This window comes from Anaeroglomus insulsum, from assembly GCF_050689095.1.
GTDB classification, from domain to species: Bacteria; Planctomycetota; Phycisphaerae; order Sedimentisphaerales; family Anaerohalosphaeraceae; genus Anaeroglomus; species Anaeroglomus insulsum.
Genome location: NZ_JBOGCL010000006.1, coordinates 31615 through 55726, shown reverse-complemented (window position 1 = coordinate 55726; position 24112 = coordinate 31615). Strand labels below are relative to the sequence as shown.

General features: G+C 52.8%; 19 protein-coding genes and 1 pseudogene. 15 read left to right on the top strand and 5 right to left on the bottom strand.

Annotation, left to right across the window (positions count from 1 at the left end; genetic code table 11):
* The first annotated feature begins 25 nt into the window (after positions 1–25).
* Complete coding sequence (locus ACQ9LF_RS07005) at positions 26–1528, top strand: hypothetical protein (protein WP_462488668.1); 1503 nt, start codon at positions 26–28, stop codon at positions 1526–1528.
* Positions 1529–1654: 126 nt separating this feature from the next.
* On the opposite strand, the gene dnaK is transcribed toward ACQ9LF_RS07005, so the two are convergent.
* Positions 1655–3589 carry a molecular chaperone DnaK gene (dnaK, locus tag ACQ9LF_RS07000; RefSeq protein WP_462488667.1) on the bottom strand — a complete coding sequence of 645 codons (1935 nt, stop codon included), beginning with the start codon at positions 3587–3589 and terminating at the stop codon, positions 1655–1657.
* A gap of 361 nt (positions 3590–3950) precedes the next feature.
* On the opposite strand from dnaK, the gene ACQ9LF_RS06995 reads away from it, so the two are divergent.
* A complete protein-coding gene (locus ACQ9LF_RS06995; protein WP_462488666.1) occupies positions 3951–4700 on the top strand; it encodes a SagB/ThcOx family dehydrogenase in 750 nt (249 codons plus the stop codon).
* 15 nt (positions 4701–4715) lie between these two features.
* On the opposite strand, the gene fmt is transcribed toward ACQ9LF_RS06995, so the two are convergent.
* The 3 genes from fmt to lptB all read right to left on the bottom strand — a co-directional run bounded on the left by fmt (position 4716) and on the right by lptB (position 7152).
* Positions 4716–5696: a methionyl-tRNA formyltransferase gene (fmt, locus tag ACQ9LF_RS06990; RefSeq protein WP_462488665.1), complete on the bottom strand. Its 981-nt coding sequence runs from the start codon at positions 5694–5696 to the stop codon at positions 4716–4718.
* 3 nt (positions 5697–5699) lie between these two features.
* Positions 5700–6230: a peptide deformylase gene (gene def, locus ACQ9LF_RS06985; protein ID WP_462488664.1), complete on the bottom strand. Its 531-nt coding sequence runs from the start codon at positions 6228–6230 to the stop codon at positions 5700–5702.
* Positions 6231–6414: 184 nt separating this feature from the next.
* Positions 6415–7152: an LPS export ABC transporter ATP-binding protein gene (gene lptB, locus ACQ9LF_RS06980; RefSeq protein ID WP_462488776.1), complete on the bottom strand. Its 738-nt coding sequence runs from the start codon at positions 7150–7152 to the stop codon at positions 6415–6417.
* A gap of 167 nt (positions 7153–7319) precedes the next feature.
* Between lptB and ACQ9LF_RS06975 the strand changes: the two genes are divergently transcribed.
* The 7 genes from ACQ9LF_RS06975 (at position 7320) to ACQ9LF_RS06945 (ending at position 16168) form a co-directional block, all read left to right on the top strand.
* A complete protein-coding gene (locus ACQ9LF_RS06975; protein WP_462488663.1) occupies positions 7320–8006 on the top strand; it encodes a hypothetical protein in 687 nt (228 codons plus the stop codon).
* A 150-nt stretch (positions 8007–8156) separates the two neighbouring features.
* Entirely contained in the window at positions 8157–8933 is a 777-nt protein-coding gene (locus tag ACQ9LF_RS06970) for a metallophosphoesterase family protein (protein ID WP_462488662.1), read from the top strand.
* A gap of 103 nt (positions 8934–9036) precedes the next feature.
* A complete protein-coding gene (locus ACQ9LF_RS06965; RefSeq protein WP_462488661.1) occupies positions 9037–11043 on the top strand; it encodes a YidC/Oxa1 family insertase periplasmic-domain containing protein in 2007 nt (668 codons plus the stop codon).
* A 64-nt stretch (positions 11044–11107) separates the two neighbouring features.
* A complete protein-coding gene (locus ACQ9LF_RS06960; protein ID WP_462488660.1) occupies positions 11108–12520 on the top strand; it encodes a tRNA modification GTPase in 1413 nt (470 codons plus the stop codon).
* A gap of 66 nt (positions 12521–12586) precedes the next feature.
* Complete coding sequence (locus tag ACQ9LF_RS06955; protein ID WP_462488659.1) at positions 12587–13726, top strand: ATP-binding protein; 1140 nt, start codon at positions 12587–12589, stop codon at positions 13724–13726.
* Between the two features lie 146 nt (positions 13727–13872).
* On the top strand, positions 13873–14472 hold the full coding sequence (locus ACQ9LF_RS06950; protein ID WP_462488658.1) for an NfeD family protein: 600 nt from the start codon (positions 13873–13875) through the stop codon (positions 14470–14472).
* 34 nt (positions 14473–14506) lie between these two features.
* A complete protein-coding gene (locus ACQ9LF_RS06945) occupies positions 14507–16168 on the top strand; it encodes a flotillin family protein (protein WP_462488657.1) in 1662 nt (553 codons plus the stop codon).
* A gap of 72 nt (positions 16169–16240) precedes the next feature.
* Here the strand turns inward: ACQ9LF_RS06945 and ACQ9LF_RS06940 are convergent, their stop codons facing one another.
* Positions 16241–19435, bottom strand: a complete 3195-nt coding sequence (locus ACQ9LF_RS06940; protein ID WP_462488656.1) for a GEVED domain-containing protein — start codon at positions 19433–19435, stop codon at positions 16241–16243.
* Between the two features lie 346 nt (positions 19436–19781).
* Here ACQ9LF_RS06940 and ACQ9LF_RS06935 point away from each other — a divergent pair.
* From ACQ9LF_RS06935 to ACQ9LF_RS06910, 6 genes and pseudogenes are all read left to right on the top strand, one after another.
* A pseudogene (locus ACQ9LF_RS06935) lies at positions 19782–20093 on the top strand (YbjQ family protein); the annotation flags it as partial.
* A gap of 83 nt (positions 20094–20176) precedes the next feature.
* A complete protein-coding gene (locus ACQ9LF_RS06930; protein ID WP_462488655.1) occupies positions 20177–20629 on the top strand; it encodes a YbjQ family protein in 453 nt (150 codons plus the stop codon).
* Positions 20623–21363: a PrsW family glutamic-type intramembrane protease gene (locus tag ACQ9LF_RS06925; protein WP_462488654.1), complete on the top strand. Its 741-nt coding sequence runs from the start codon at positions 20623–20625 to the stop codon at positions 21361–21363. The genes ACQ9LF_RS06930 and ACQ9LF_RS06925 overlap by 7 nt, the downstream gene beginning before the upstream one ends.
* A gap of 173 nt (positions 21364–21536) precedes the next feature.
* Entirely contained in the window at positions 21537–21764 is a 228-nt protein-coding gene (gene rpmE / locus ACQ9LF_RS06920; RefSeq protein ID WP_462488653.1) for a 50S ribosomal protein L31, read from the top strand.
* A gap of 114 nt (positions 21765–21878) precedes the next feature.
* Positions 21879–22973, top strand: coding sequence for a peptide chain release factor 1 (gene prfA, locus ACQ9LF_RS06915; protein ID WP_462488652.1), 1095 nt, complete (start codon positions 21879–21881; stop codon positions 22971–22973).
* Positions 22974–23009: 36 nt separating this feature from the next.
* A complete protein-coding gene (locus tag ACQ9LF_RS06910) occupies positions 23010–24107 on the top strand; it encodes an AAA family ATPase (RefSeq protein WP_462488651.1) in 1098 nt (365 codons plus the stop codon).
* Positions 24108–24112: the final 5 nt, after the last annotated feature.

The following is a 24112-nucleotide window of genomic DNA, read 5'->3' as shown; positions in this document are numbered from 1 at the left end:
GTCCATGCCGGTGGTCGCGGAGTACATGAAAATGGATCCCCCGCCGGACGTGGACAAAGCCGCTCACGGACATGCCGGCTCCAATAGCTGCTGGCTGGCGACTGCGGCCAATATGCTGGCCGGTGCCGGTTATGGCGTCGGAGTCACCGTTCAGCAGCGGGCCGACAACATCTACAATCAATTGGCAGCCCATTACGGCGTAGCCAATGGCGGCTGGGCCGACACGGCTATTAGCTGGTGGCTCGGCTCGGCACACAACCTCTGGCCCGGAAATCCCTACGACGTCGTTACGGTGTACGGCAACAAAACCCGCGTCCCCTGGAATAACGCCAACGGGGCCATGTTCATCGGCAATGAACTGCGACGCTGCCAGATGCTGGGCTTAAGCATCAGTTGGCCGCGTACCACCGCCGGCGGCAGCGCCTCCGGCGGACACGCCATTGCCTGCTGGGGCGACAGCGGCGGACGTGGCACCCTGGCCGCTAATCCGGCCCAGGTCATTGTTGTCGATTCCGACCGGGACACCGGCGGTGATGTCCAGACCTATACCTACGATAATTACGTCAATCCCAACCCCGCCGGTTTCGATGAAGGCAACGGCTGGTACATCAACTACAGTACCAACCATCCGTTTATCAAGCATATCGTAACCCTGTGCCCGACAGACAATCCCGGCGACCACACCCAAACTCAGAAAGTCACCGGCAGCTACCGCATCCATCAGCGTTCGCGAATTCTGCGGGCCAACGATCTGCATTACAAAGTCGGCACCGACGTGGACATCCTCAGCTACAGCACCTGGCTTGACTGGTCAACCGGCAATACACCGTCGATAAAAGAAAATGCCAATCCCCCCCGCGAACTGACGGTGGACTGGGATCTGAAAGATCACCCTGTCCCCTATTGCACCTGGGTCACCATCACCACTGAATTTGTCGTGCCGCACTGGAATGCCATTTCGTATCGGGATGTCTATTTCACCTATCCCGAACTGTCGATCCGCTTCCCTGAATTTTACTGGCTCATCAACACCCCCATATCCGATATCGCCCCGAAATATCCCAACGCCACCGGCGGCTATGTCGTCGGCGGCTTTGACCTGATCTGGCAGAGCATGACCGGAGGGCCGCAGGAAGTCATCGCGGAGTATCGTTTCCTCCACGAGTATGATTTCATGCAGAATCCCGAGCGGCATGAGTTCATCCTGCAAAGCAATGAACCGGAAATGATTTTCATCGGCAACCTGCGATTCGGCCATAGCTACGGCCACCTTGATACCGAGGAGCTATGGTCCTTTAAAGACTGGATGACGCGCCTGCCCGGCCAGTATCCCATCCAGCAATTGCCCGCCGTCCAGATCGACTGGACGGGTCTGTTGCCGTATCCGGAAGGCGAAATTTACAAAGGCGAGTTTGAACCGCCCAAATGCACCGTATTCTTTGACGAAGACCTCAACAAAGACTGCTGTGTGGACCTGGAAGACTTCAACCTGCTGGCTCGCCGCTGGCTGGATTGCACCACCCGTTAAACATCACGCTGCATAGCCGTCTTACGCATGAATAAGGCCTGCTCGGTCGCTTCCGATGCAGGCAAAATAAAAAGGCCCGTCTGAGGGACGGGCCTTGTGAAGGATTGCTGTCGTCTGAGCTGTGAATTATTTGGCTTCAAATTCCGCATCGATGACGTCATCGCCGCCTTTGCGACGGACTTCGCCTTCTTCGGGAGCCCCGGCAGGCTTGCCCTTGGGGGCCTCGCCGGCAGGCTGTGTCTTGGCCTGTTTCCTGGCGGCTTCCTCATACAGAATCTTGCCCAGTTCCTGAGCGGTCGTATTGAGGTTTTCCATCGCTTTTCGGATGGCCTCGCCATCTTCGCCCTTGGCGGCTTCCTTGAGCCGGTTGACGGCACTTTCGATATCACCGCGGACTTTGGCATCGACCTTTTCACCATATTCCTTGAGTGTCTTTTCAGTCTGATAGACAAGCTGGTCGGCCTGGTTTTTCAGATCCACCACCTCGCGGCGTTTCTTGTCTTCGGCAGCATGGGCCTCAGCATCCCGTTTCATCTTTTCGACTTCTTCTTTGCTCAGGCCGGAGGAAGACTGAATCTTGATGGACTGCTCCTTGCCGGTACCCAGGTCCTTGGCCGAGACGTTCAGAATGCCGTTGGCGTCGATGTCAAAGGTGACTTCGATCTGGGGCACACCGCGCGGGGCCGGAGCAATGCCGTCCAGATGGAACCGGCCCAGAGTACGGTTGTCACGGGCAAACTCGCGTTCCCCCTGCAAAACATGAATCTCAACGCTGGGCTGATTGTCACTGGCTGTTGAGAACACTTCTTTCTTGCTGGTGGGAATCGTTGTGTTTTTCTCGATCAATTTGGTCATTACGCCACCATAAGTCTCCACACCCAGCGACAGCGGCGTTACGTCCAGCAGCAGGATGTCTTTGACGCCCGAATCGCCGGACAGAATGGCACCCTGAATCGCAGCACCAATAGCCACCACTTCATCTGGATTGAGGCTCTTGTTGGGTGTCTTGCCAAAGATATCCTGGGCGATTTTCTGCACCAGCGGAATGCGGGTCGAACCGCCAACCATCAGCACTTCATCGATGTCTTTGGGCGACAATTTGGCATCTTTAAGGGCCTGGTAACACGGATTTTTGAGTCGTTCGAAAACCGACTCGGCCAGGGCTTCGAATTTACTGCGGGTAATGGTGATATTCAAATGCTTGGGCCCGGAGGCATCCGCGGTAATAAACGGCAGATTGACCGTGGACTCGACCTGCTGGCTGAGTTCGCACTTGCATTTTTCGGCCGCTTCTTTGAGCCGCTGGAGAGCCATCGGATCCTGCCGCAGATCAATACCCTGCTGCTTCTTGAATTCATCGGCCAGATAGTGAATCAGCACTTCGTCGAGGTCGTCGCCGCCCAGGTGGGTATCGCCGTTGGTGCTGAGCACTTCAAAGACGTTATCGCCGATATCCAGAATCGAGATATCAAAGGTGCCGCCGCCGAAATCAAAGACGGCCACTTTTTCATTCTTTTTCTTTTCAGTGCCATAGGCCAGGGCTGCGGCAGTGGGTTCATTGATGATACGCACCACGTCCAGTCCGGCAATGGTACCGGCGTCTTTGGTTGCCTGACGCTGAGAGTCGTTAAAGTAGGCAGGTACGGTAATTACTGCCTTTTCGACTTTTTCTCCGAGATAATCTTCGGCAGTCTTTTTCAGATCTTGCAGAATCATCGCCGAGATTTCCGGGGGCGTATATTCTTTACCGCGAACGCTGACTTTGACCAGCTCGTCAGGCCCCCCCGTGATAGTATAGGGAACCATCTTTTCTTCAGTGGCCACTTCACGATGGCGACGCCCCATAAATCGCTTAATCGAGAAGATCGTGTTGGTTGGGTTGGTCACCTGCTGGTGCTTGGCGGTCTGGCCGACAAGCCGTTCGCCTTTGTCGGTAAAGCCGACCACCGACGGCGTCAGCCGCGAACCGCTGGCATTGATGAGCACCTTGGGTGCCGAGCCTTCCATGACGGCAACCACCGAGTTGGTTGTTCCTAAATCGATGCCTATGATTTTTGCCATTGTCTGCTCCTGTATCCTATTGATTACAGTATTGATCGTATTCAGTTTTCAATCAGGCCGAAACAGCCGACCTGACCTCCACACTATGGTGCAAACAATGTGCCACATTTTCGACGCAGCCATAAGTCATTTATTATAAGGAATTTACAAAAACAACCCAAAGACCGGTTATGCCATTATGGCAGAACGATGCAGAATTGGAGTAATTTTGGCAAATCACTAAAATCTATCCACGAAGTCCTGTTTTGGGTCAGATTCCATAAATAATGTGTTTGGAAAGGCGGTTTTTGCTTGAGACTTACATCGAACAATCTACGATATATCGACAAGCAACAATAATATGATTGGAGGAATCTATTATATGGATCGCAGAGTATTTTTGAAGAGCGTGCCGGCCCTGGCGGTATTGAGTGCCGCAGAATCCTCCCTGGCCGAGGAAGCCAGGCCCGTCCCCCCTGTCACACCCGGAACCCCGGCAGCACCCGCACCGGTGACGAATCTGAAACCGATCTCCTTAGTCCGACCCCAGACCGACGGCGGCAAGTCTGTCCTGGCGGCGCTATGGGAGAGAAAAACCATCCGCAATATCAGCGATCGGAAGCTGACAGGGCAGGAATTGTCGAATCTGCTCTGGGCGGCCTTCGGGGTCAACCGTCAGGAGGGGCCGCGGGGGCAGGTCGGCAGAACCGCCGCCAGTGCCAGCAACTCGCAGGAAATTGATTTGTATGTGGTGTTGGCCGAGGGAATTTATCTCTATGATGCTCTGGAACATCGTCTTATCCCTGTGGTTGCAGGAGACTATCGTGCAACAGTGGGACGCCGGCGCGGCGGAGCCATGGCCACAGCGCCGGTGATCCTGGTATTCGTGGCCGATCTTGCCAAATACAAACTGTCCCGGATGCAGGAACCGGGCCTGAAAGACCCCGACATTCAGAAATCCTATTATAATGTGGCAATCGGTCTGATTGCAGGCAATGTGTATTTATTCGCCGCATCACAGGGTTTGGCCGCGTGGTTTCATAACTGCAACAAGACCGCCCTGGCCGACCTGCTGAAGCTGGGGACTGACCAGCATGTGGTTTATGCCCAAACCGTCGGCTATCCGGCATAGGCCTGCAGGGGTTTTCTACAGATTGGATTGTGAAAAATCCCGCAGGACCAGGTCCAGCGGAAGAAACAGGTCCTCTTTGCCGCCCTGCCGGCCATTAATAAAAGATTGAAAATCCATCAGAGCGGAGCCGGCAGGCTTGACTTTGTGAATCCTCAGCTTGTCCCGACCGCAGATGACATGAAAATGTTCATCCATCATGCCGCAAACCTGTCCGGAATGGCTTTCGGCAACCACCTGGCAGGAAGCAATGGTCACTCTCCAGGACTTACCCGTTTTGGCGGAGACATAGACCGCCGCAGCCCCCGGCCAGGGCCACAGGCCGCGAACGAGATTCGCAACATCCGATGCCGGTTTTGACCAGTCAATAAATCCATGCTCTTTTTTCAGCTTGGGGGCTTTGGTGACGAATTGTTCATCCTGGGGCCGATAAACCGCTGTTCCTTTTTCAATGGCATTGATGGTATCCATCAACAGCGGCGCCGAAAGCTCGGATAGACGGTCATGGAGAGTCTGAAAATCATCCTCAGGAAAAATCGGCGTACAAGCCTGCCCGAGAATCAGTCCGGCATCCATTCGGTCTGCCAGTGTGATGACACTGACGCCGGTTTGGGATTCCCCTCGAATAATCGCCCAGTTGATGGGAGCAGCTCCGCGATATTTGGGCAGCAGAGAACCATGAACATTGATGGCGCCCTTGGGAAACAGCTGCACCAACGACTGGGAAATTTTCTGCCCAAAGGCAATGACCACCAGCAAATCGGCCTTGTAATCGGCTATCTGCCGGTACTGGTCTGGCCTGTTGATATCCTCGGACTCAAAGCAGGGAATGGCTTTTTCATGGCACCATTGGGCCACCTCGGTGGGCTTGAGATCACGATGACGTCCGGCCGGTCGAGCAGGCTGAGTAAATACAGCCGCCAGGGTATGGCCGGAACAGCGAATTGCCTCCAGACAGGGAATACCGAATCGCCCGGAACCGAAATAGAGTATCCGCATAGCTTATTTAGGCCCTTGTTGTGAAGAGTGATTCTTCTGGTACTCTTCCTGGAGCCGCTTCAGGATACGGCGGGCACGCAGTTTGGACGCTTCACTCATGCGGTCCTTAATCATCACGCCCTGGAGATGGTCGTATTCATGCTGCATGGCCCGGGCAAACAACCCCTCCCCAGCCTCACTGAAGGGTTTGCCATCGAGACCGAGGGCATGAACCGTGCATTGGCTGTAACGCGGAATTTTCGCATAGATGCCGGGCAGTGACAAGCAGCCTTCTTCCATCGTGGTCATCGGGCCGGACGGTTCAATCTTCGGATTGATATAGACTTTGGCGTTTTCTTTGGTGCCATCCAGCGAGATGACAAAAATCTGCAAGTCAACACCTGCCTGTGGGCCAGCCAGACCGATACCCTTTTGCTCGACCATAATCTCTTTCATCCGTTCAGCCAGCTGACAAATTGACTCGTCTATTGTCTGAATCGGCTTTGCGGCCTTGAGCAGAACCGGCTCTGGAAAATGCGTAATTTTGCAATTCATATAATCAACCATACCAGACTGAATCTTCACTTAAATTTACCGTTTTGGCCAGGCTTGAGAGCTTCCAGCCATCAGCTTCCAGTACCATCTTTTTTCCGCGGCCGCATAGGGGAACCTGACCCTGTGAATACCTGCAGCATAAAACGGCTCGCAGCCGCCGCGGAATAGTATTACCCATTGGGTATTAATTATCGAATTCATCACCTTTGAAGGTATTGCCCAGGTAGCTTTTCTGCACCATTTCGTTCTGGATGATATCCCGGGGTGTGCCCTCAGCAATCACCTTGCCATGATCGATAATATAAGCCTTGTCGGAGACTTCCAGTGTCCGCTCCACATTGTGGTCGGTAATCAGGATGCTGACACCGCCGGCAACCAGTCTGCGGATTTCGGTCTGTAATTCTTCCACGGCAATCGGGTCCACGCCGCTGAAGGGTTCATCCAGCAGAATCAGCGACGGATTCGTCACCATGGCCCGGGCAATTTCGAGTTTACGACGTTCGCCGCCGGACAGAAAGCGGGCCTGACTTTGAGCCACTTCAGTCAGACTGAAACGCTCAATGAGTTCCTCGGCCTTTTGCTTACGCTGGGCACCGGTCATCGACATCGTCTCCAGAATCGCAATCAGATTCTCCCGGACCGTCAGTCGCTGAAAGACACTGGGTTCCTGAGACAGATACCCCATGCCCAGCCGGGCACGTTTGTACATGGGCAATTTCGTAACCTCAGTCCCCTCAAAGACTACTGAACCTTCGTCGGGGACAATCATGCCCATCACCATCCGGAATGTGGTGGTTTTGCCCGCCCCGTTGCGGCCCAGCAAGCCCACGATGCTGCGCTGGCCCACCGAGATATTCACCTGATTGACCACCGTTCGTCCGGTAAATTTTTTCACCAGTCCATGTGTCTGGAGTAATGTCATTTGTACCAAAATAATATCTCCTTTAACAAAACAGCGGGGTATTATACCATCGAACGCCGTCGTGCCAAACCCCTTTTTTGGAGTTGAAGCCTGTTTTGTTTGGCGCACATGGAGATTTGTGGTATGGTAACGGTTTTGGAAACGGAATCATTCAGTATAGGAAGTGTATGACAAAATCAAGTCCTTTTGAACAGGTACACCTTCAGATGGGAGCCCAAATGGGGGATTATCACGGCTGGCGTCTGCCGAGCCGATATAGCACCGTGGAGGCAGAAAAGTATGCTTTAGACACCCACTGTGCAGCGTTTGATTTATGCGGATTCGGGCGTATCAGTGTTAAAGGACAGGATGCAGAGGCGGTGCTGACTCAGGCAGGACTGCCACATCTTCCGGATCGTTCCAGTCAACAATGGATTTGGGCCGGCAACGGAGCGGAACAAGTTCATCGTATTGCGGCATTGCGGAACGAGTATATCGTGATTAGCAAGCCCGGATATTCCTTATTTGGGCAGGTCCGCGACATCATTCAAACTCAAAATGTGGACGCGACCGTAACGGACTTGTCGGAAAAAACAGCTTTTTTGGGATTGTATGGACCCGGCGCCTTTGAGTCGATAGGCAAACTGTTACCTTTTGAAATTGATGAACTTACGATTGGTTCTGCAATGCCCGTATCGTTTTTTATGATGACTTTTATCTTGCTTCGGGGCAGCTGGCTTAACGGCGATGGTCTGGAGCTGTTTTGTCCGGTGTCAGCCGCAGGCCTTGTTGGCGGTTCAATCGCCAAGTATCGGCAGAAATACAATATCACGCCGGCAGGAATGGAATGCCTGATGACGGCCATGGGAAAATAGAGACATTGTCTGTAATTTATACAGACTTTGAGATGTTCCAGATTTGTAACAGAACTTACCCACATCGGACTGGTTTTTATAGCAATTTGTGCAGGCTTATGTTATAAGAAAATGCCTTTTTTAGGTTAATAATAGGGACTTAATGACAGTATGTTTGCCATAATCAGTGATATACATTCGAATCTGGAAGCCCTGACTGCGGTCTTAAACGACATTGAACAGCGTGGCATCAAAACCATTTACTGTCTGGGGGATATCGTCGGGTATGCCGGCAATCCCAAGGAATGCCTGGACCTGGTTATCGCCAAGACTGAAAACTGCATCATGGGCAACCACGACTATGCCGTTTTATACGAGCCGACCAACTTCAATTCCGGGGCGGAGTCGGCCGCTTACTGGACTCGCAAGATGCTGGAACAGGAAACCGACCGGGAGAAAGTCCAAAAACGCTGGAATTATCTGGGCACCCAGAAGATGCGTTGGACCCTGCAGACCAAACTGGGCGAAGTGGATGCCCACCTGGATTTTGTGCATGGCTCGCCGCGTCGGCCCATCAATGAATATATCTTTCCAGATGATGTGTTCACCACCGCCGGGAAGATGGATGCCCTGTTTGAACGGGTCAAGCATATCTGCTTTATCGGCCATACGCATTTACCCGGGGTGTTTCTGGAAGATCCGGACTTTTATCCGCCCGATGAACTGGGCGGCAAATACCCGATTATCCCGGATGAAAAGGCGATTATCAATGTCGGTTCAGTCGGTCAGCCGCGTGACCGCGATAACCGAGCCAGCTATGTTTTTGTGGCGGACAATGAAGTGCATTTTGTACGACTGGAATATGACTATAAAGCCACAGCCCAGAAAATTTATTCGATTCCGGAGCTGGACCGCTTCGAAGGAGAACGGCTGGCCGACGGCCGATAGCCTGGCGGCATAGTTCGGAATACAACTCATCGATCAGAGACTGCATCCCAGATGCGGCTGCAATCTCTGATTTTCAAAACAGCAGAATAAAAGGATAATTTCAATGACAATAAAACGTATCGCTTTAGGTTTTTTAATTGTATTTACGGCTGCCTGCGGGGCCCTGATCTGGCACAGTGTCACAGTCGGCCACTCGGCAGGAGCGATTCGGCTGGCTGCGGAAATCCCATCACAGCCGCCGGCGATGCCGGTCCAGCCCGCCCAAACAGCATTGCTGCCGACGGACGCCCCTATCGAACTGTCGGCTATTAGCGGCAGTGAGCAGACCGTCATGCTGGGCGGCCTGATGGACAAGATTGCCCGGACGGATGATTCGAGCCAGTATAAATTCCAGGCGGAATTGACCTCACGGGGTGCCGCAGTGCGGACGGCCCGGCTTTCGGAATTCAGCAACCTTGACCGTAAAGACCCCAAAGCGATGGCCATTTTAAGCCCGGTCACCAGCGGTAAAACACACTATTCGATGGCCTGTGAATCGCTGTACGTGGCACGGCATGGCCAGCCGTTCAGCGGACTGGCGTTTCCGCTGGAAAAGCTCAACTGGACACTCGCTGAGCACAACCACAGTCAAGCGGTCTTCGTCGCTGAACTGGGCACGGTCCAGACCGTTGCCGGCCAGCAGCAGATGACCGAGCCGAAGCTGCGCATCACCCGCACCTACCAGGTACAGCCCGGCAGCTATGACCTGATCAGCCATCTTCGGATTGAAAATCTGTCGCCGGAACCCCTCAAGGCCCAGTTGAATATCGCTGGCCCGACAGGCATTCCTCATGAAGGTCAGCAGCGGGATACGCTTAAGGTATTTGCAGCCTTCCAGTCCGGCACGCAGGTCGAATCGCAATTTATGGATACGGCAAAAATGAAAAAGGCCGTGGACAAAAACAAACCCGAAGACCTGACATTTGCTGCCAAACAAACACTGCCGTTTTTGTGGGCGGCAATCACCAACAAATATTTTACCGCCATCGCTTATCCCTCTACGGCCCTGTCCAAATCAATGACAGGCTTTCTGACGGCCCGTTATTATCCCGAAAACCCCAGCGTGCGGCATAGCGAGAACTGCTCGTTTGTGCTGAAAACCGGCACCTTTGAACTGGCCGCAGCCGGCGACAGCAGATCGGCGGTCGAAATGGGAATCAACCTGTATCTGGGTCCCAAGGACAAGAAGGTCTTTGAAAACAACCCAGTCTATCAGGCCCTGTCATTCTTCCAGACAATCGATTTCAGCTCGTGCTGCTGTCCCAAAGCCATCATCGGGCCTCTGGCTTTCGGCATTGTCTGGCTGATGAATACGCTGTACCATGCCATGGGGCCGCTGGGCAACTACGGCATCGTGATTATGATTTTTGTATTTGTCATTCGGCTGGCACTGCATCCATTGACCAAAAGCGGACAGGTGCAGATGATGAAGATGCAGAAGATGCAGCCCAAGATTCAGGAAATCCAGAAAAAATATGCCAGCAACAAGCAGGAAATGCAGCGGCAGATGATGCTGGTGTACCGCGAGGGTGGCGTTTCACAGTTTATGTTCATGGTACCGATGATGATACAAATGCCGATCTGGATAGCGTTGTGGACGGCGGTGTATATGAATGTTGATTTGCGAGGGCAGGGTTTTCTGCCGTTCTGGATTACCGACTTGTCGGGGCCGGATGCCCTGTTCCGCTTCCCGCCGATTGATGTACCGCTGATTGGTGAATTAAGCTCCTTTAACCTGTTGCCGCTGCTGATGGGAGCGGTGATGTATCTGCAGATGAAGCTGACTCCGCAGGCCCAGACGGCACAGGCCAATCCCGAGATGGCCCAGCAGCAGAAAATCATGTCGATTATGATGGTCGCGATGTTCCCGATTTTCCTGTATAACGGGGCATCGGGGGTGAACCTGTATATTATGTCCAGCATTGCCGCCGGGGTGGTCGAGCAGATGGTTATTCGCAAACACCTCAGGGAAAAACAGGAGCAGGAAGAAGCAACCCTGGTACCGACAACAATCAAACTGGCCAAATTCAAAAAGAAAAAGCCCAAGCCTTTTTTCCGTTTGGATAAATGAGCCGTATTCTGCGGATTCACGGATCGCTTAACAGGTCTTCCGTGAATCCGGCACTGTACCTTGTATGTATTCACTGGATGACACCATTGCTGCGGTTAGTTCGCCGTCCCTGCTGCCAGGTCGGCCGGGACGGATTATTATCCGCATCAGCGGGGCTTGTGCATTTTCCATTTTTACCCATTCGCCTTTGCAGTTCCAGTTCGGCAGCACAACTGGTCTGGTCCCGAATCCGCGGGGCCTGACGGCCTTTCGGGCAACGCTTGCCTGCGGCGTTTGGGCAGATGGCATGGCATATTGTTTTACCGCACCGTCATCCTACACCGGACAGGATTTGGTAGAGCTGCATGTATGGGCGGCTCAGCCGGTGGCGGATGCGATTTATCAGGCTGTATTGCAGACGGGTATCCGTCAGGCCGGGCCGGGGGAATTCACCCAGCGGGCCTATCTGAACGGCAAGATGGATTTATCGCAGGCCGAGGCGGTGATGCATCTTGTCTCGGCCGGGAATGCAGGGCAACTCTCCGCCGCCCAGCGACTTCTGCAAGGAGGCCTGGCCGCCACCATTCAGCGACTTCAGGAACAGACGCTGGAGCTGCTGTCGCTTTTGGAAGCGGGATTGGATTTTGCGGAAGAGGATATCGAATTCATCGGACCACAACAGGCCTGTGAACGGATAGGTCGGCTGTCGGAGACGGTTCAGCGGCTCCTGGACGGAGCGGTACGGTGTGAGGAATTGATAGAACTGCCATCCGTGGGGCTGGTTGGGGCGCCCAATGCAGGCAAAAGCAGCCTGATGAACGCCCTGACGGGAACCCGTCGCAGTATTGTCTCGGAGTATGAGGGGACAACACGGGATGTATTAACAGCCCTGTTGGAACTGCCTGGCGGAACATGTGTGCTATTCGACTGTGCGGGGCTTAAAACCAGACCGGAGGATATGCTGGATGAACTGGCTGGGCAATCGGCAATTCAGGCGATTCAATCGGCTACGGTACTGCTGTTTTGTGTGGATTTAACTGCCACCCCTCCGGACGCATCAGAGGCGGTCTTCAGTCTTTTGTCCGGCTATCCTCTGATCGGGATTGCCACCAAGTCCGATTTAATCCCCTCAGAAGCACTGTCATCACGGCTCACAGCTTTAAGACAGAGGTTCGGCATCGACTTTCTGGCCGTCAGCAGCACGTTGAGAACAGGGATAGAGGCACTGAAAACAACCCTGTCGCGTGCATTATTATCGGCCCAGGCCGGACAAGCCGAAACGGACCGCGGCATGGCCATCAATCTGCGGCATCGGCAAAAACTGCAATCGGCCCTTAAGCATCTGGCCGAGGCAGCCGAAGAAATGAATACCGGCAGAACGGAAATCGCCGCCATGCTGCTGCGAACAGTCCATCAGGAACTGGGTGGACTGGAGCATGAGCATATCGATGAGCGGATTCTGGATGTGATATTTTCGCGATTCTGCATTGGAAAATAAAAGAAAGACAGGTCATTGTCTGCAGGTATTGGCGATGATCAACAGGAATAGTAAACTCAGGAATTCATGGCTGAACTTCGCATCATAACAGGTCCGCTGCGTGGCACTCGTTTTGAGCTGGAAAAAGGCGGATGGGCCAAGTCGATTGGCCGGATAGATGGCATGGATATTGTGCTGTCCGACAAAGCCATCTCTCGCAAGCACGCCGAGGTGTTTTATCGCGACAGCCAGTGGTTTATCCGTGATCTGGGTTCATCCAACGGAACATTCATTAATGAACAGCGGATTACAGAGCCCATCCCGCTAAAAAACAATGATCAGATTCGCTGCGGAGCAACTGTCCTGCTTTTTGAATCCGATCAGGACTCCTGGATTCTCGACAAACCTGCCAAAGACAGTCCCACGATTGAACTGGAGTATAATCCTGGCGACACGATGGTGGCGATTGCCTTCGATAATTTGCAAACCAAGCAATCCGCTCAGCAGCGTCAGCGGCTGATGCAGGCCGGACAGGCAGCACTGAATTTGTCGCATGGGATCAAGAATATCCTGCAGGCAGTCAGCACGGGCCGAGACGTGATCGATTCGGCGTTTTCTCGCAATGAAATCGACCAGGCCAAAAAGGGCTGGAATATCCTCAAACGGAATCTCGAACAGATTCAAAAGCTGGTCCTGGACATGCTTAAATTCAGCAAAGAAATTGAATTACGACTCCAACCCTGCCTGTTCAACCGACTCATCGAGACTGTCATTCAGATGGTATCTCCCCAGGCTCAGATGCGATCGGTAACGGTGGCTGCTCAACTGGATGAACAAATCGGAATGGTCAATGTGGACCCGGACCGCATGCAGGATGTGATTATGAATCTGCTCTTGAATGCGATTGAGGCCGTGGAGCCGCAAAAAGGACAGGTTACCGTGTCAACCGAACTCGATACGGAACGACACCAGATGATTCTGCGGGTGGCAGATAATGGGCCGGGGATCAACGACCTGAGCAGCCTGTTTGAGCCATTTCATACCACCAAAGGCAACACCGGTGTGGGTTTGGGGCTGGCTATTGTCCGCAAAGTGGTCCTCCATCATAAAGGTACCGTCGATGCCCAGAGCATTCCGGGTGAGGGGTCCATCTTTACGGTCCGCCTGCCTTATCTGCCTGTCAATAATGAGGTTACAGAAAGCCCACTGCAATCTCAGGCAAATTGACTTTAAAATATTCCACCATCTCGGTTTAAACCCTGTCTCTATTATCTTGGATGAATTGTCGGAAAAATGAAACATCATTGTTGTTTTTCCCCTCTATTAAGATAGAATCCAGCTATAGAGAACAAACTGGCGAAGGAGTATCGATTATGTTTACAATCCTGTCAGCCATAACAGGTCTTGAACTCGTTTTTGTGTCGTGTGCAATTCTGGGCGGTGGGCTGTTTGTCATCCGGCTGATTCTGATGTTTGTGGGGGGTATGCACGGCGACACGGACGCCGGGATGGCCGATTCCCCGGAGGCTGGAGGCACAGACTTTCATCATGACATGTCCGAGTCTTCGGATTTAAGCTTTAAGTCCCTGTCGCTGCAAGGTCTTACCGCGTTTTTTATGATGTTCGGGCTGGTTGGCTGGGCGATGTTGCGGCAAAGCAAAATGCCGCCCGGCATATCGCTGATTGGAGCAGCAGCGGCCGGGGCGGGGACCGTCTGGTTAATTAAACATATATTTCAATGGGCAGGAAAATTCCAATCCAGCGGGACCCTGAATCTCCATAACGCCATCGGCAGCGGAGGCACCGTGTATTTAACCATCAAACCCGGCCAGACAGGCAAGGTTCAGGTTACGATTCAGGAGCGTCTGGTGGAGTTGGAAGCACGAAGCCAATCGGATCAGGAAATTAAAACCGGCGAAAGTATCCGGGTCGTTGGCGTCAGCAACAACATTCTCATTGTAGAAAAGATATAACTATAACTAACGAGATTTATTTGAGGAGGGACTTATGCCTGCTGATTTTCTTTGGATTATTGTCATCATCGCGTTTGTTATTCTGATCACATCGTTCTTTCTGTTTCTGGCATCACGATATCGCCGGTGTCCTTCGGACCAGATTCTTGTCGTGTTTGGTCGAGTAGGCAGAGACCAGACCTCTCGCTGTATTCATGGCGGTGGTACATTCGTCTGGCCGCTGATTCAGGATTACTGCTACATGAGCCTGACGCCGATGACGATTACCATTCCACTGGAAAACGCCCTGTCGTTACAAAACATCCGCATCAACGTACCCAGTACGTTTACGGTGGGTATCAGCACCGATCCGACGATTATGCACAATGCTGCTGAACGTCTGCTGCGGCTGATGCCCAAACAAATTGAACAGATGGCCCAGGAGATCATCTTCGGCCAGTTGCGTCTGACGGTGGCATCGCTGACGATCGAACAGATTAACCAGGACCGCGAGCGGTTTCTGGATGCCATCCGCAAAAATGTCGAGCCGGAACTGAACAAAATCGGCCTGTACCTGATCAATGTCAATATCACCGACATTACCGACAGCAGCCTATATATCGAAAGCATCGGGAAGAAGGCTGCCGCCGAGGCCGTTAATACCGCCAAGGTGGATGTGGCCGAACAGGATAAAAACGGGGCTATTGGTGAAGCTCAGGCCGGCAAGGAAAAGGCCATTCGGGTGGCCGAGAACATGGCCGAGGCCAAAAAAGGCCAGAAAAAGGCCGAAGCCGACATGCGTATCTACCTGCGTCAGCAGGAAACACTGGCGTCCATCGGCGAAGTCGAAGCAGACCGGGAAAAGACCATTCGCACTGCCGAAAATGAGGCTGCCGCCGAAAAAGGACAGAAAAAGGCCGAAGCCGACAAACGTATTTTCATTCAGCAGCAGGAAGCAGAAGCTGTCAAGGGTGAAAAGAAAGCTCAGGCCGAGCAGCGAATTTATGTACAGGAACAGGAGGCCCTTGCCGTCGCCGGCGAAAACAAGGCCAAGGCCGACATTGCCGCCGCAGAGGCCTTGCTGGCCATACGGCAGGCTGAAGCTTTACAAAAAGGTGAAGTCGCCAAGCGTCAGGCCGAAGTGGAAATCCAGAAAGCTCAGTACCTGGCCGAACAGCAGCGGTTGAATGCGGTGGAAGTGGTCCGGCAGGAAATCGACAAAAAGAAAATTGAAATTGAGGCTGAAGCCATTGCCGAAAAAATCCGCCGCGAGGCCAAAGGTCAGGCCGATGCGATTCTGGCCAAATACGAAGCCGAGGCCAAGGGTATCCGGCAGGTGCTGGACAGCAAGGCCGCCGGGTATGAATCGCTCATCCGAAGCTGTAATGGCGATGCACGGGCAGCGTCCACCCTGCTGATGATTGAAAAACTGGAAGAAATTGTCGGCAAGCAGGTGGAAGCGATCAAGAATCTCAAGATCGATAAGATTACCGTCTGGGACAGCGGCTCGGATAAAGGCAGCAGTACCTCGCAGTTTTTGTCCAGCATGATCAAGGCAATTCCGCCGCTGCAGGATCTGGCACAGATGGCCGGCGTGCAGTTGCCGGAGTATCTGGGCAAAATGGTGGACAATAAAGACGCCGCTGAGAAAGAACCCACGCCGGCACCTTCAGGCGGTTATGTGAATGTCCAGCACAAAGGACAGGATAAGAAATAATCCATACACGATACAAACAAAAACCGGGAAGGACTAACACTCTTCCCGGTTTTTTTATGCCATCCGCCAGGATTACTCCTGCGGCAGGTCAAGCAGCCACTGCGATGCAAAAATCGCAAAATCCGTCAGATCCACATGACCATCATTATTCAAATCCGCAGAATCGGCCGTCTGCATGAGCGGCACAAAGAGATAATCTTCGGTTTCGCCAATCCAGTATCCATCCTGCGGACCACTGCCGCCATACCCTTCAAGCAACGGTGCCGACAGGGTATCGGTCATTGGCAGCGGCGACATTGCGGGTTTGTCGGACAGGGTAATCCGCATCCATATCGGACATTCAAACGCTGGATAGAACGGATGCCAGCAGATAAACGGTGGGGTTGCGATGCGATGGAAGCCCGGTTTCAAGCCGGTCAGCATCTGATTGCGTACAGCCCATTCATGGGCCAGCAACGTCTTGTCGGCAGCATCATCGGGATTATTGCAGGGGATGATGTCGTCCCAGTCGCCATCGCGGTTCCAGTCGAACCAGACATTGACATACAGTCGATCGATGGGCTGCAGCAGATGAACCAGATAATCAAACCGTGCGGGCCTGCGATGCGGCAATCGCAGCGGGATTCGGACACCGTCATCGGCCTTATCCCAATCTGCTGCATCTTTGGGCGGAATCAGGTTGTTGGTCGGGTCCTGGTCATAACCATAGTCGGCATCGGTTTCTCGGGTGAGAGCCTGCCCCAAATGAGCAATGAGGATCGGATTCCAGTGGATGGGACCATAGGGCGGCAGACCGCGGAAGACTGTCGGGAATCTGGCAGGAACAACGACATCCAGCGGCCCCAGTGAACGATATGCAGTCATATGGACATTGAAATGATTGGTGCTGTCGGGGGCATCACCCAGCTCAGCGGTACGCTGCGGCGGCTCAATGTTTACAAGATAATCTTCGACCTCGCCATTTCGGGCCAGGCCGGCATATTTGAGGCCTCCTTCCAGACTGAAGCGGAAACGGGCATACGTCGGAGTATTGGTCAGAACCGTATGCGGATGCGGGGGAACATGAATCATCAATTCATTGGCTCCCATCGCCAGTTTTTCACTGGCAAATATCTGTTCGGCAAAATCGTCCCAGTCCCCATCGTGATTAAAGTCAATCCAGGCATCAAGGCAGCCATCGACGGAGGCCCACACACGGAGTTTGGCAGGCATGCCGGGTATCAGGGGACTCAGAAATTCAACACCGCCTTCATCATCGGCCCCGTTGATATCATCTCCATCGGCGGCAAGGGTGGGCTGGCCATCCTTTTCAGCATCAATCTGGATACAGTCTGCCGCCCCGCCGCAATCGAGGAGCGGATTGCCCAGAAAGACAGCCGGGTCAATATAATGCCGGGCGCCATCGCGGGCAATTGTGGTCGGGTAACTGTTGCAGCGGACCACAGTGTTATCGTCGCAGCGAAGTTCGGGGGCGTCGCCGAAATCAAAACGCGGCTCAGGGATGATTTTTACCAGATAATCTTCCACTTCACCATCTTCGGCAAGACCGGCATAGCCAAGCACCTTTTCCGGAGCATTTAAAGAAGTAAATCGGAATCGGATATAAGTGGCAAACGGCTCGATTTGTGTGTGGATAGGCGAAACATAAAATTTCAGATAATTGACTCCGGCGGCAAGGGCTTTGGCCTGGAAGATCTGTTCGCCTGCATCTTCCCAGTCGTTGTCGGCATTGAAGTCTGCCCAGCCATACAAGAGGCCGTCGCAGGATGCAATGACTTTAATCTCGGCATTCTGGCCGGGAGTCAGCGGGCCGGCGAAAAAGACACCATCTTCATCATCCAGATCATTCAAATCATCACCGTCGGCTCCCATGGAAGGCTGGCCGTCTTGCTCGCCATCGATATACCGCCCGAGGCGAATCTGCGGATTAATCTTATGGCGAGCACCATTGGTCAGCAGAAGGGTCGGATAGCCGCTGGGGGCAAAATCCCCGTCCGGCGTATCGCCGAAATCCAATTTCGGCTGCGGGGCGGCATCAATCTTCACCAGATAATCTTCCACCTCACCGTCTTGAGCCAGTCCATAATAATTCAAACCGCCGGTGGTACTGAAACGAAACCGTGAATAGGTATTCCGCGGCGAGTAATCACCATCACTGAAGGGAACATGGAAGGTCAGGATATTCAAATCGGTTGTCACTGGGGCACTGGTAAAGATCCGTTCGCCCAGGTCATCCCAGTCGCCGTCGGCATTAAAATCAATCCAGGCATCAATAAAACCATCGACCGATACGCTGATTTCAACTGTTGCCAAGGTGCCGGGAATCAACACCGCCGGCAATTTTACGGCCTGTTCATCATCTATATCGTTGATGTCATCACCATCACACAGCAGGGTCGGCTGGCCATCCGGTTCCGCATCAATCTGGATGACGGTTAACAAGGGCGAGCCCATAAACACACCCGGAACCATCACATGCCGGGCGCCGTCGCGGGCCAGGGTGGTTGGATAGGTATTGCATTTGGCGCCGGGCACATCGCATTTGGTTTCATCGGCATCACCAAAATCCATCGGCCGGGCCGGCGGAATATCACGGCCGTTGATAACAAACGCCATATCCGGCGGCACTGCGGTCGAGTCGGGTATCGGCCTCCAGACCGGAGCGGGGGCAATCGGCCAGGGAGTCCACAGAGGACTCTGGCCATAACGCTGGATTGCGGTTTTCCAGCCGGCCTGGGCCTGAATCGTATTACTCTGGGCATACGGACAAAGCAGGTGCAAGACCAGCCAATAGCGTCTGCCCTGTTCCTGATAAAATGGATTGTCAATCCCGGTGATGTTGACCTGGGAAAACCGGGTGTGGTTATCGGGCAGAAAGAATTCAGATGGATCGGCATTGGCGGGGCAAAGCCAGCCTTGCAAAGAACCTTCCTGATCCAATACGTTGATTTGAGCCTTGCCCAGTTTCCACAATGGCTGGCCCGGTGTGCCGTTGGCGTCCTCATAGATGGCAACATACCAGTCTGTGACCCTGTCGAGGATATTGCCTTTCCATGAAATCCAGAAATGAATGTCGGTAATCGGGCCGGTCCGACTGCATTGAAAATCGTCGGCGATAGCAATCGGATCAAGGCATACATCCCAGCCCTTTGGATTGGGCAACTGGGGATAGTGCATTTTGTGGCCATCGGTTGGAATCCAGTCTCCGAAGGCAAACACCGACAGCATCAACACCATCACAAAAGCAAAAAAAGTCCTTTTGTCCATTTTTAATCCTCCTGAAATGAATGTCACTATTTATCAAGAGAACGGTGAAGTCAATCGATGTTTTGATTTACATGTCTGCAAGAGTTTAAACGAGGTGGTATCTTTTGTAACCAAGATGAGTAATAGCATCATTATACCCTTGTTCAAAAGTCAAAGTCAAGTGCGGCATACAATATCGGAATAAAACCGTCGGGAATTGTTATTGGATGGACAGAAAGACCCTGTTTTTTCGGAATTGAGATTGTATTTTGAGAGGGTCAGGTTACAATTTCGGATAAATGAGGTGAAGTTGAAGGAGTACCCAAAACTCCACATATAAACTTGATTCAGAGAAAGAGGGTAAATCATGATTGTCGTCAACACCGAAACCATTCCGGGCAAACGCATTAAGGAAATCAAAGGGCTTGTGCAGGGCAATACCGTCCGGGCCAAGCACATCGGCAAAGATATCCTGGCCGGTCTGAAAAACATCGTCGGCGGCGAATTGAAAAGCTACACCGAGCTTCTGGTGGAATCCCGTCGAGAATCGATGGCCCGGATGCTGGCTCAGGCTCAGCAGCTCGGCGCCAATGCCGTGGTCAATGTGCGGTTTGCCACCAGTTCCATTACCGCCGGGGCAGCCGAATTGTATGTTTACGGCACGGCCGTCATCGTCGAAGACGAGATACCCGGCCAGGTCATTCAGCAGGCTGTCCAGTCCGCCCCGGTGCAGCAGCACCCGCAAATGTAAAAGGAGGCGTTATGGAATCTTTGTTTCCGATTGTTTTTGCGGCGGTATTAATTCTGGTGTCGCTGGTGGTGGGCCATATCATTGAGGCCCTGCATTTTCGCAGGCTGGCTCAGCAGGAACGCGAGTTTGAGTATATGCTGGTGACCAATCTCAAGACGATTCCACCACAGGCAGCCCATGCCGGGGCGGTGATTGTAGTCGGTGAAGCGGTCATTGCAACCGATTATTTCAAGGTTTTCGCAGCCGGACTTCGCAACCTGTTCGGCGGCGAGATGAAATCGTTTATTACACTGCAGAATCGTGCCCGCCGGCAGGCCACTCTGCGGATGCTGGAAGACGCCAAGCGCTATGGTGCCAGGGCCGTCTGGAACGTCCGTTACGAAACCGCCACCATTCAGGGCCAGGAAAATCAGAAAGCCGGCGGCGTGGAAATCATCGCTTACGGCACTGCGCTGGTATGGTGAAAAACAACGATTATTTTGATGTTCGCAACGAGCCGTGGCTGAAGGATGGGCCGTTCAAGACCGACCCATCCGAGCAAAAGCTACCGCCCACGGCCAGCGGTGATGACGAACTGGCCGACCGGCAGAATTCGGTGGCGTATGAGCCTGCGCTGACCGGAAAACTGGAACAGCCGTATATTGGCGACTGGATACAGGAACAAAGGCAGCGTTGTTCCCTGGCCGGCAATCTTGGGGCTACCCTGCTGGCGGCACTGATTGGAGGTCCATTTGCAGTCGTCGGGGCTTTTATGGCCGGCAGGCAAACTTCGGCAGCCATTTTATACACCGTGCTTTTTGCCCCGATCATTGAAGAACTGCTCAAACAGTCGGGCATGATTTATCTGCTGGAAAAGAAACCATATCGATTGTTTTCGGCCACGCAGTTTCTGTTTGGGGCGACGATCTCCGCACTGATTTTTGCCGGCATTGAGAATCTGATGTATATCCATCTCTACACCGCAGAGAAAGATATGAATAATCCGGCAGACTATGCCCTGTTTCGCTGGACAGTCTGTACCGGGCTGCATGTGGTCTGTTCGCTCATTGCCTCAATCGGACTGATTCGACTATGGAAACGCCAGCAAACTGACGGCCGGGCCATTGACCTGGCTGGGGCGTATCCCTGTTTTGCCACTGCCATGGTGCTTCATAGTCTATATAACCTGACTGTTTCTCTCTTGAATCCCTCGTTTTAACCCATCAACTCACCATTTATATCATTTATTAACAAGCACTTATGTGCTTTTCCAAATAAACGACATGATACGCCTTATTTAGGTGTAATTTTTTTAAAAAATCCTTGCAATCTCACATCGGGTTGTTATAATTTTTGGTTTCTTATTGAGACAATAAAACGGAGATTGAAATTATGAAAAAAGATATTCATCCGACATATCAGGTCGTGAAGGTTCGTTGTGGTTGCGGCAACACCTTTGAGACCCGCAGTACGGCCAAAGAGATTCACGCTGAAATTTGCTCGATGTGCCACCCGTTCTACACTGGCAAGCAGAAATTCGTTGATACCGCCGGCCGTATCGAACGGTTCCAGAAGAAATTCGGACAGAATTACTTCACCAAAAAAACCGACAAGAAGTAGCGACTTATTCCGTACAATTCTTGCGCTGTCGAACGTAATTTACAGATTACGGAAGGCAGCGCAATTTTTTTGTCTTCCCCCCAACCCCTAAAATCCAAATACGAGTAAAATGCTATGGATCCAATCAATCAGGCTATACTGGGTAAACTCGAGGAACTTGACAAACGTTATGTCGAGATTGAAAATCAAATCACCCAGCCGGATGTGGTCTCCAATGCTCAGAAGCTGATTCCGCTGACCAAAGAACAAGGCAAGCTGCGTCCTCTGGTGGACAAGTACCGGCAGCTTCGGGACTTATTGCGACAGGCCGAGGATTCGCGGGCGATGTCGGAAGATCGCAGCACCGACCCGGAACTGCGGGATTTGGCCAGGGAAGAAGTCAAGCAGTTAACAGAAAAAGCAGACCAACTGCTGGAAGAAATCAAGGACAGACTGGTGATGGCCGACGACGACGCGATCGATTCGGTCATCTTTGAGATCCGAGCGGGTACCGGCGGCGAGGAGGCCGCGTTATTTGCCCGCGACCTGCACAATATGTATACCCGATACGCCGACAAAATGGGCTGGAAGGTCGAAACCATGGACTTCTCCACCACGGACAAAGGCGGCTTTCGTGAAATTATTATGACCATCAGCGGACCGGGCGTTTGGGCGCATTTGGGATATGAAGGCGGCGGCCATCGCGTCCAGCGTGTGCCGGAAACAGAATCTCAGGGACGCGTACACACGTCAGCAGCTACCGTGGCCGTCTTGCCCGAACCCGAAGAGGTGGACGTGGACATCAAGCCGGACGATGTCATCGAAAATGTCAGTTGTGCCGGCGGGCCGGGCGGACAGAACGTCAATAAAGTCGCCACTGCCATCCGGCTGGAGCATATCCCGACCGGAATCGTCGTCAGCATGCGTGATGAACGCAGTCAGCACAAAAACCGGGCCAAGGCCTGGCGTATCCTTCGCGGCCGCGTTTTCGAATTCTATCAGAAAAAGGCCCAGGCCGACCGTTCGCAACAGCGCAAAACGATGATTGGCTCCGGCGACCGTTCCGAACGCATTCGCACCTATAATTTCCCGCAAAATCGGCTGACGGACCACCGCATTAATTTGTCGCTATACAGTCTCGATAAGATCATGATGGGTGAAATTGATGAGCTGATTGCCGCCTTGAAGGACTACGACAAGCAGCAGCGTCTGGAAAACTTCACATTGTAAAATCGGACATCCAAAACCCAGAAACAACTTTCTTTTATGATTATTCTGGTTACAGGTGTAGTAGGAATTGACAAGAAGCGGTATCTGGCCGATGTCTGCGAACTGGCCCGAAGCCGCGGCAGGGATATCCTGCTGTGCAATGTCGGCGATATGATGTATGCCGAGGCGCCGGATATCGCACCGGGGCGGATTCTGGATATCTCGCTGCAGCGGCTGCATTCGCTTCGACGCAGCGTGTTTAAGGATATTATCACCAAAGCTGGGGACCACGAGCATATTATCGTCAATACCCACGCGACGTTCCGCTGGCGGCACGGCCTGTTTCCGGCGTTTGATTTTTATCAGATTCGCCAGCTCAATCCGGATTTATATATCTGCATGATTGACAGCATCGAGCCGTTGCATGTACGACTAACCGCTGAGCATCATATCCGCCATTCGCTCAAGGATCTGATGGTCTGGCGCGAGGAGGAAATCCTGGCCACCGAGATGATGCAGAAAGGCACCAATGAGAATGCCCCCTGTTATTGTCTGGCCCGCGGCCCTGAACAGGGCACCATTGAGACCTTTTATCGACTGGCCTTTGAACCGTGGCGAAAAAAAGTCTATCTGAGCTTTCCAATGACGCACGTTGCCGGACTGCAGCAAACCCTGTCCGAGATTAATCGCTTTCGTGCGGCCATGAAGGAACAATTCATTTGTTTTGATCCCGGCGACCTCGAAGAGGCATATCTGCCGTATTATGCCGAGCAGGCGGCCAAAGAAGGACGCAAAGGGATTGAAATGGAAGTGCTGGGAAAACAAATTTGCCTGGAAGTTCAGGAAATCCGTCAGATTCACCGTGACATCAACAGCCAGATTTACGCCCGTGATTTTGCCCTGATTGACCAGGCCGACCGGATTGTCAGCTTTATTCCTGCCCTGCCGGATGGCCGGGCCGCAATTTCCAGCGGCGTGGAACGGGAACTCCAGCACGCCCACGAAGCCGCTAAAGATGTGTATGTCATCTGGACAGCCCCATCGGAGCCGAGCGTCTTTGTCACACAGACAGCCACACGGGTCTTCAAAACCGCCGACGAGGCAATAGAATACTTCTCTGGGGAAAATCGCAGCGCCGAAAAACTGCTGTTTTAAGGGAA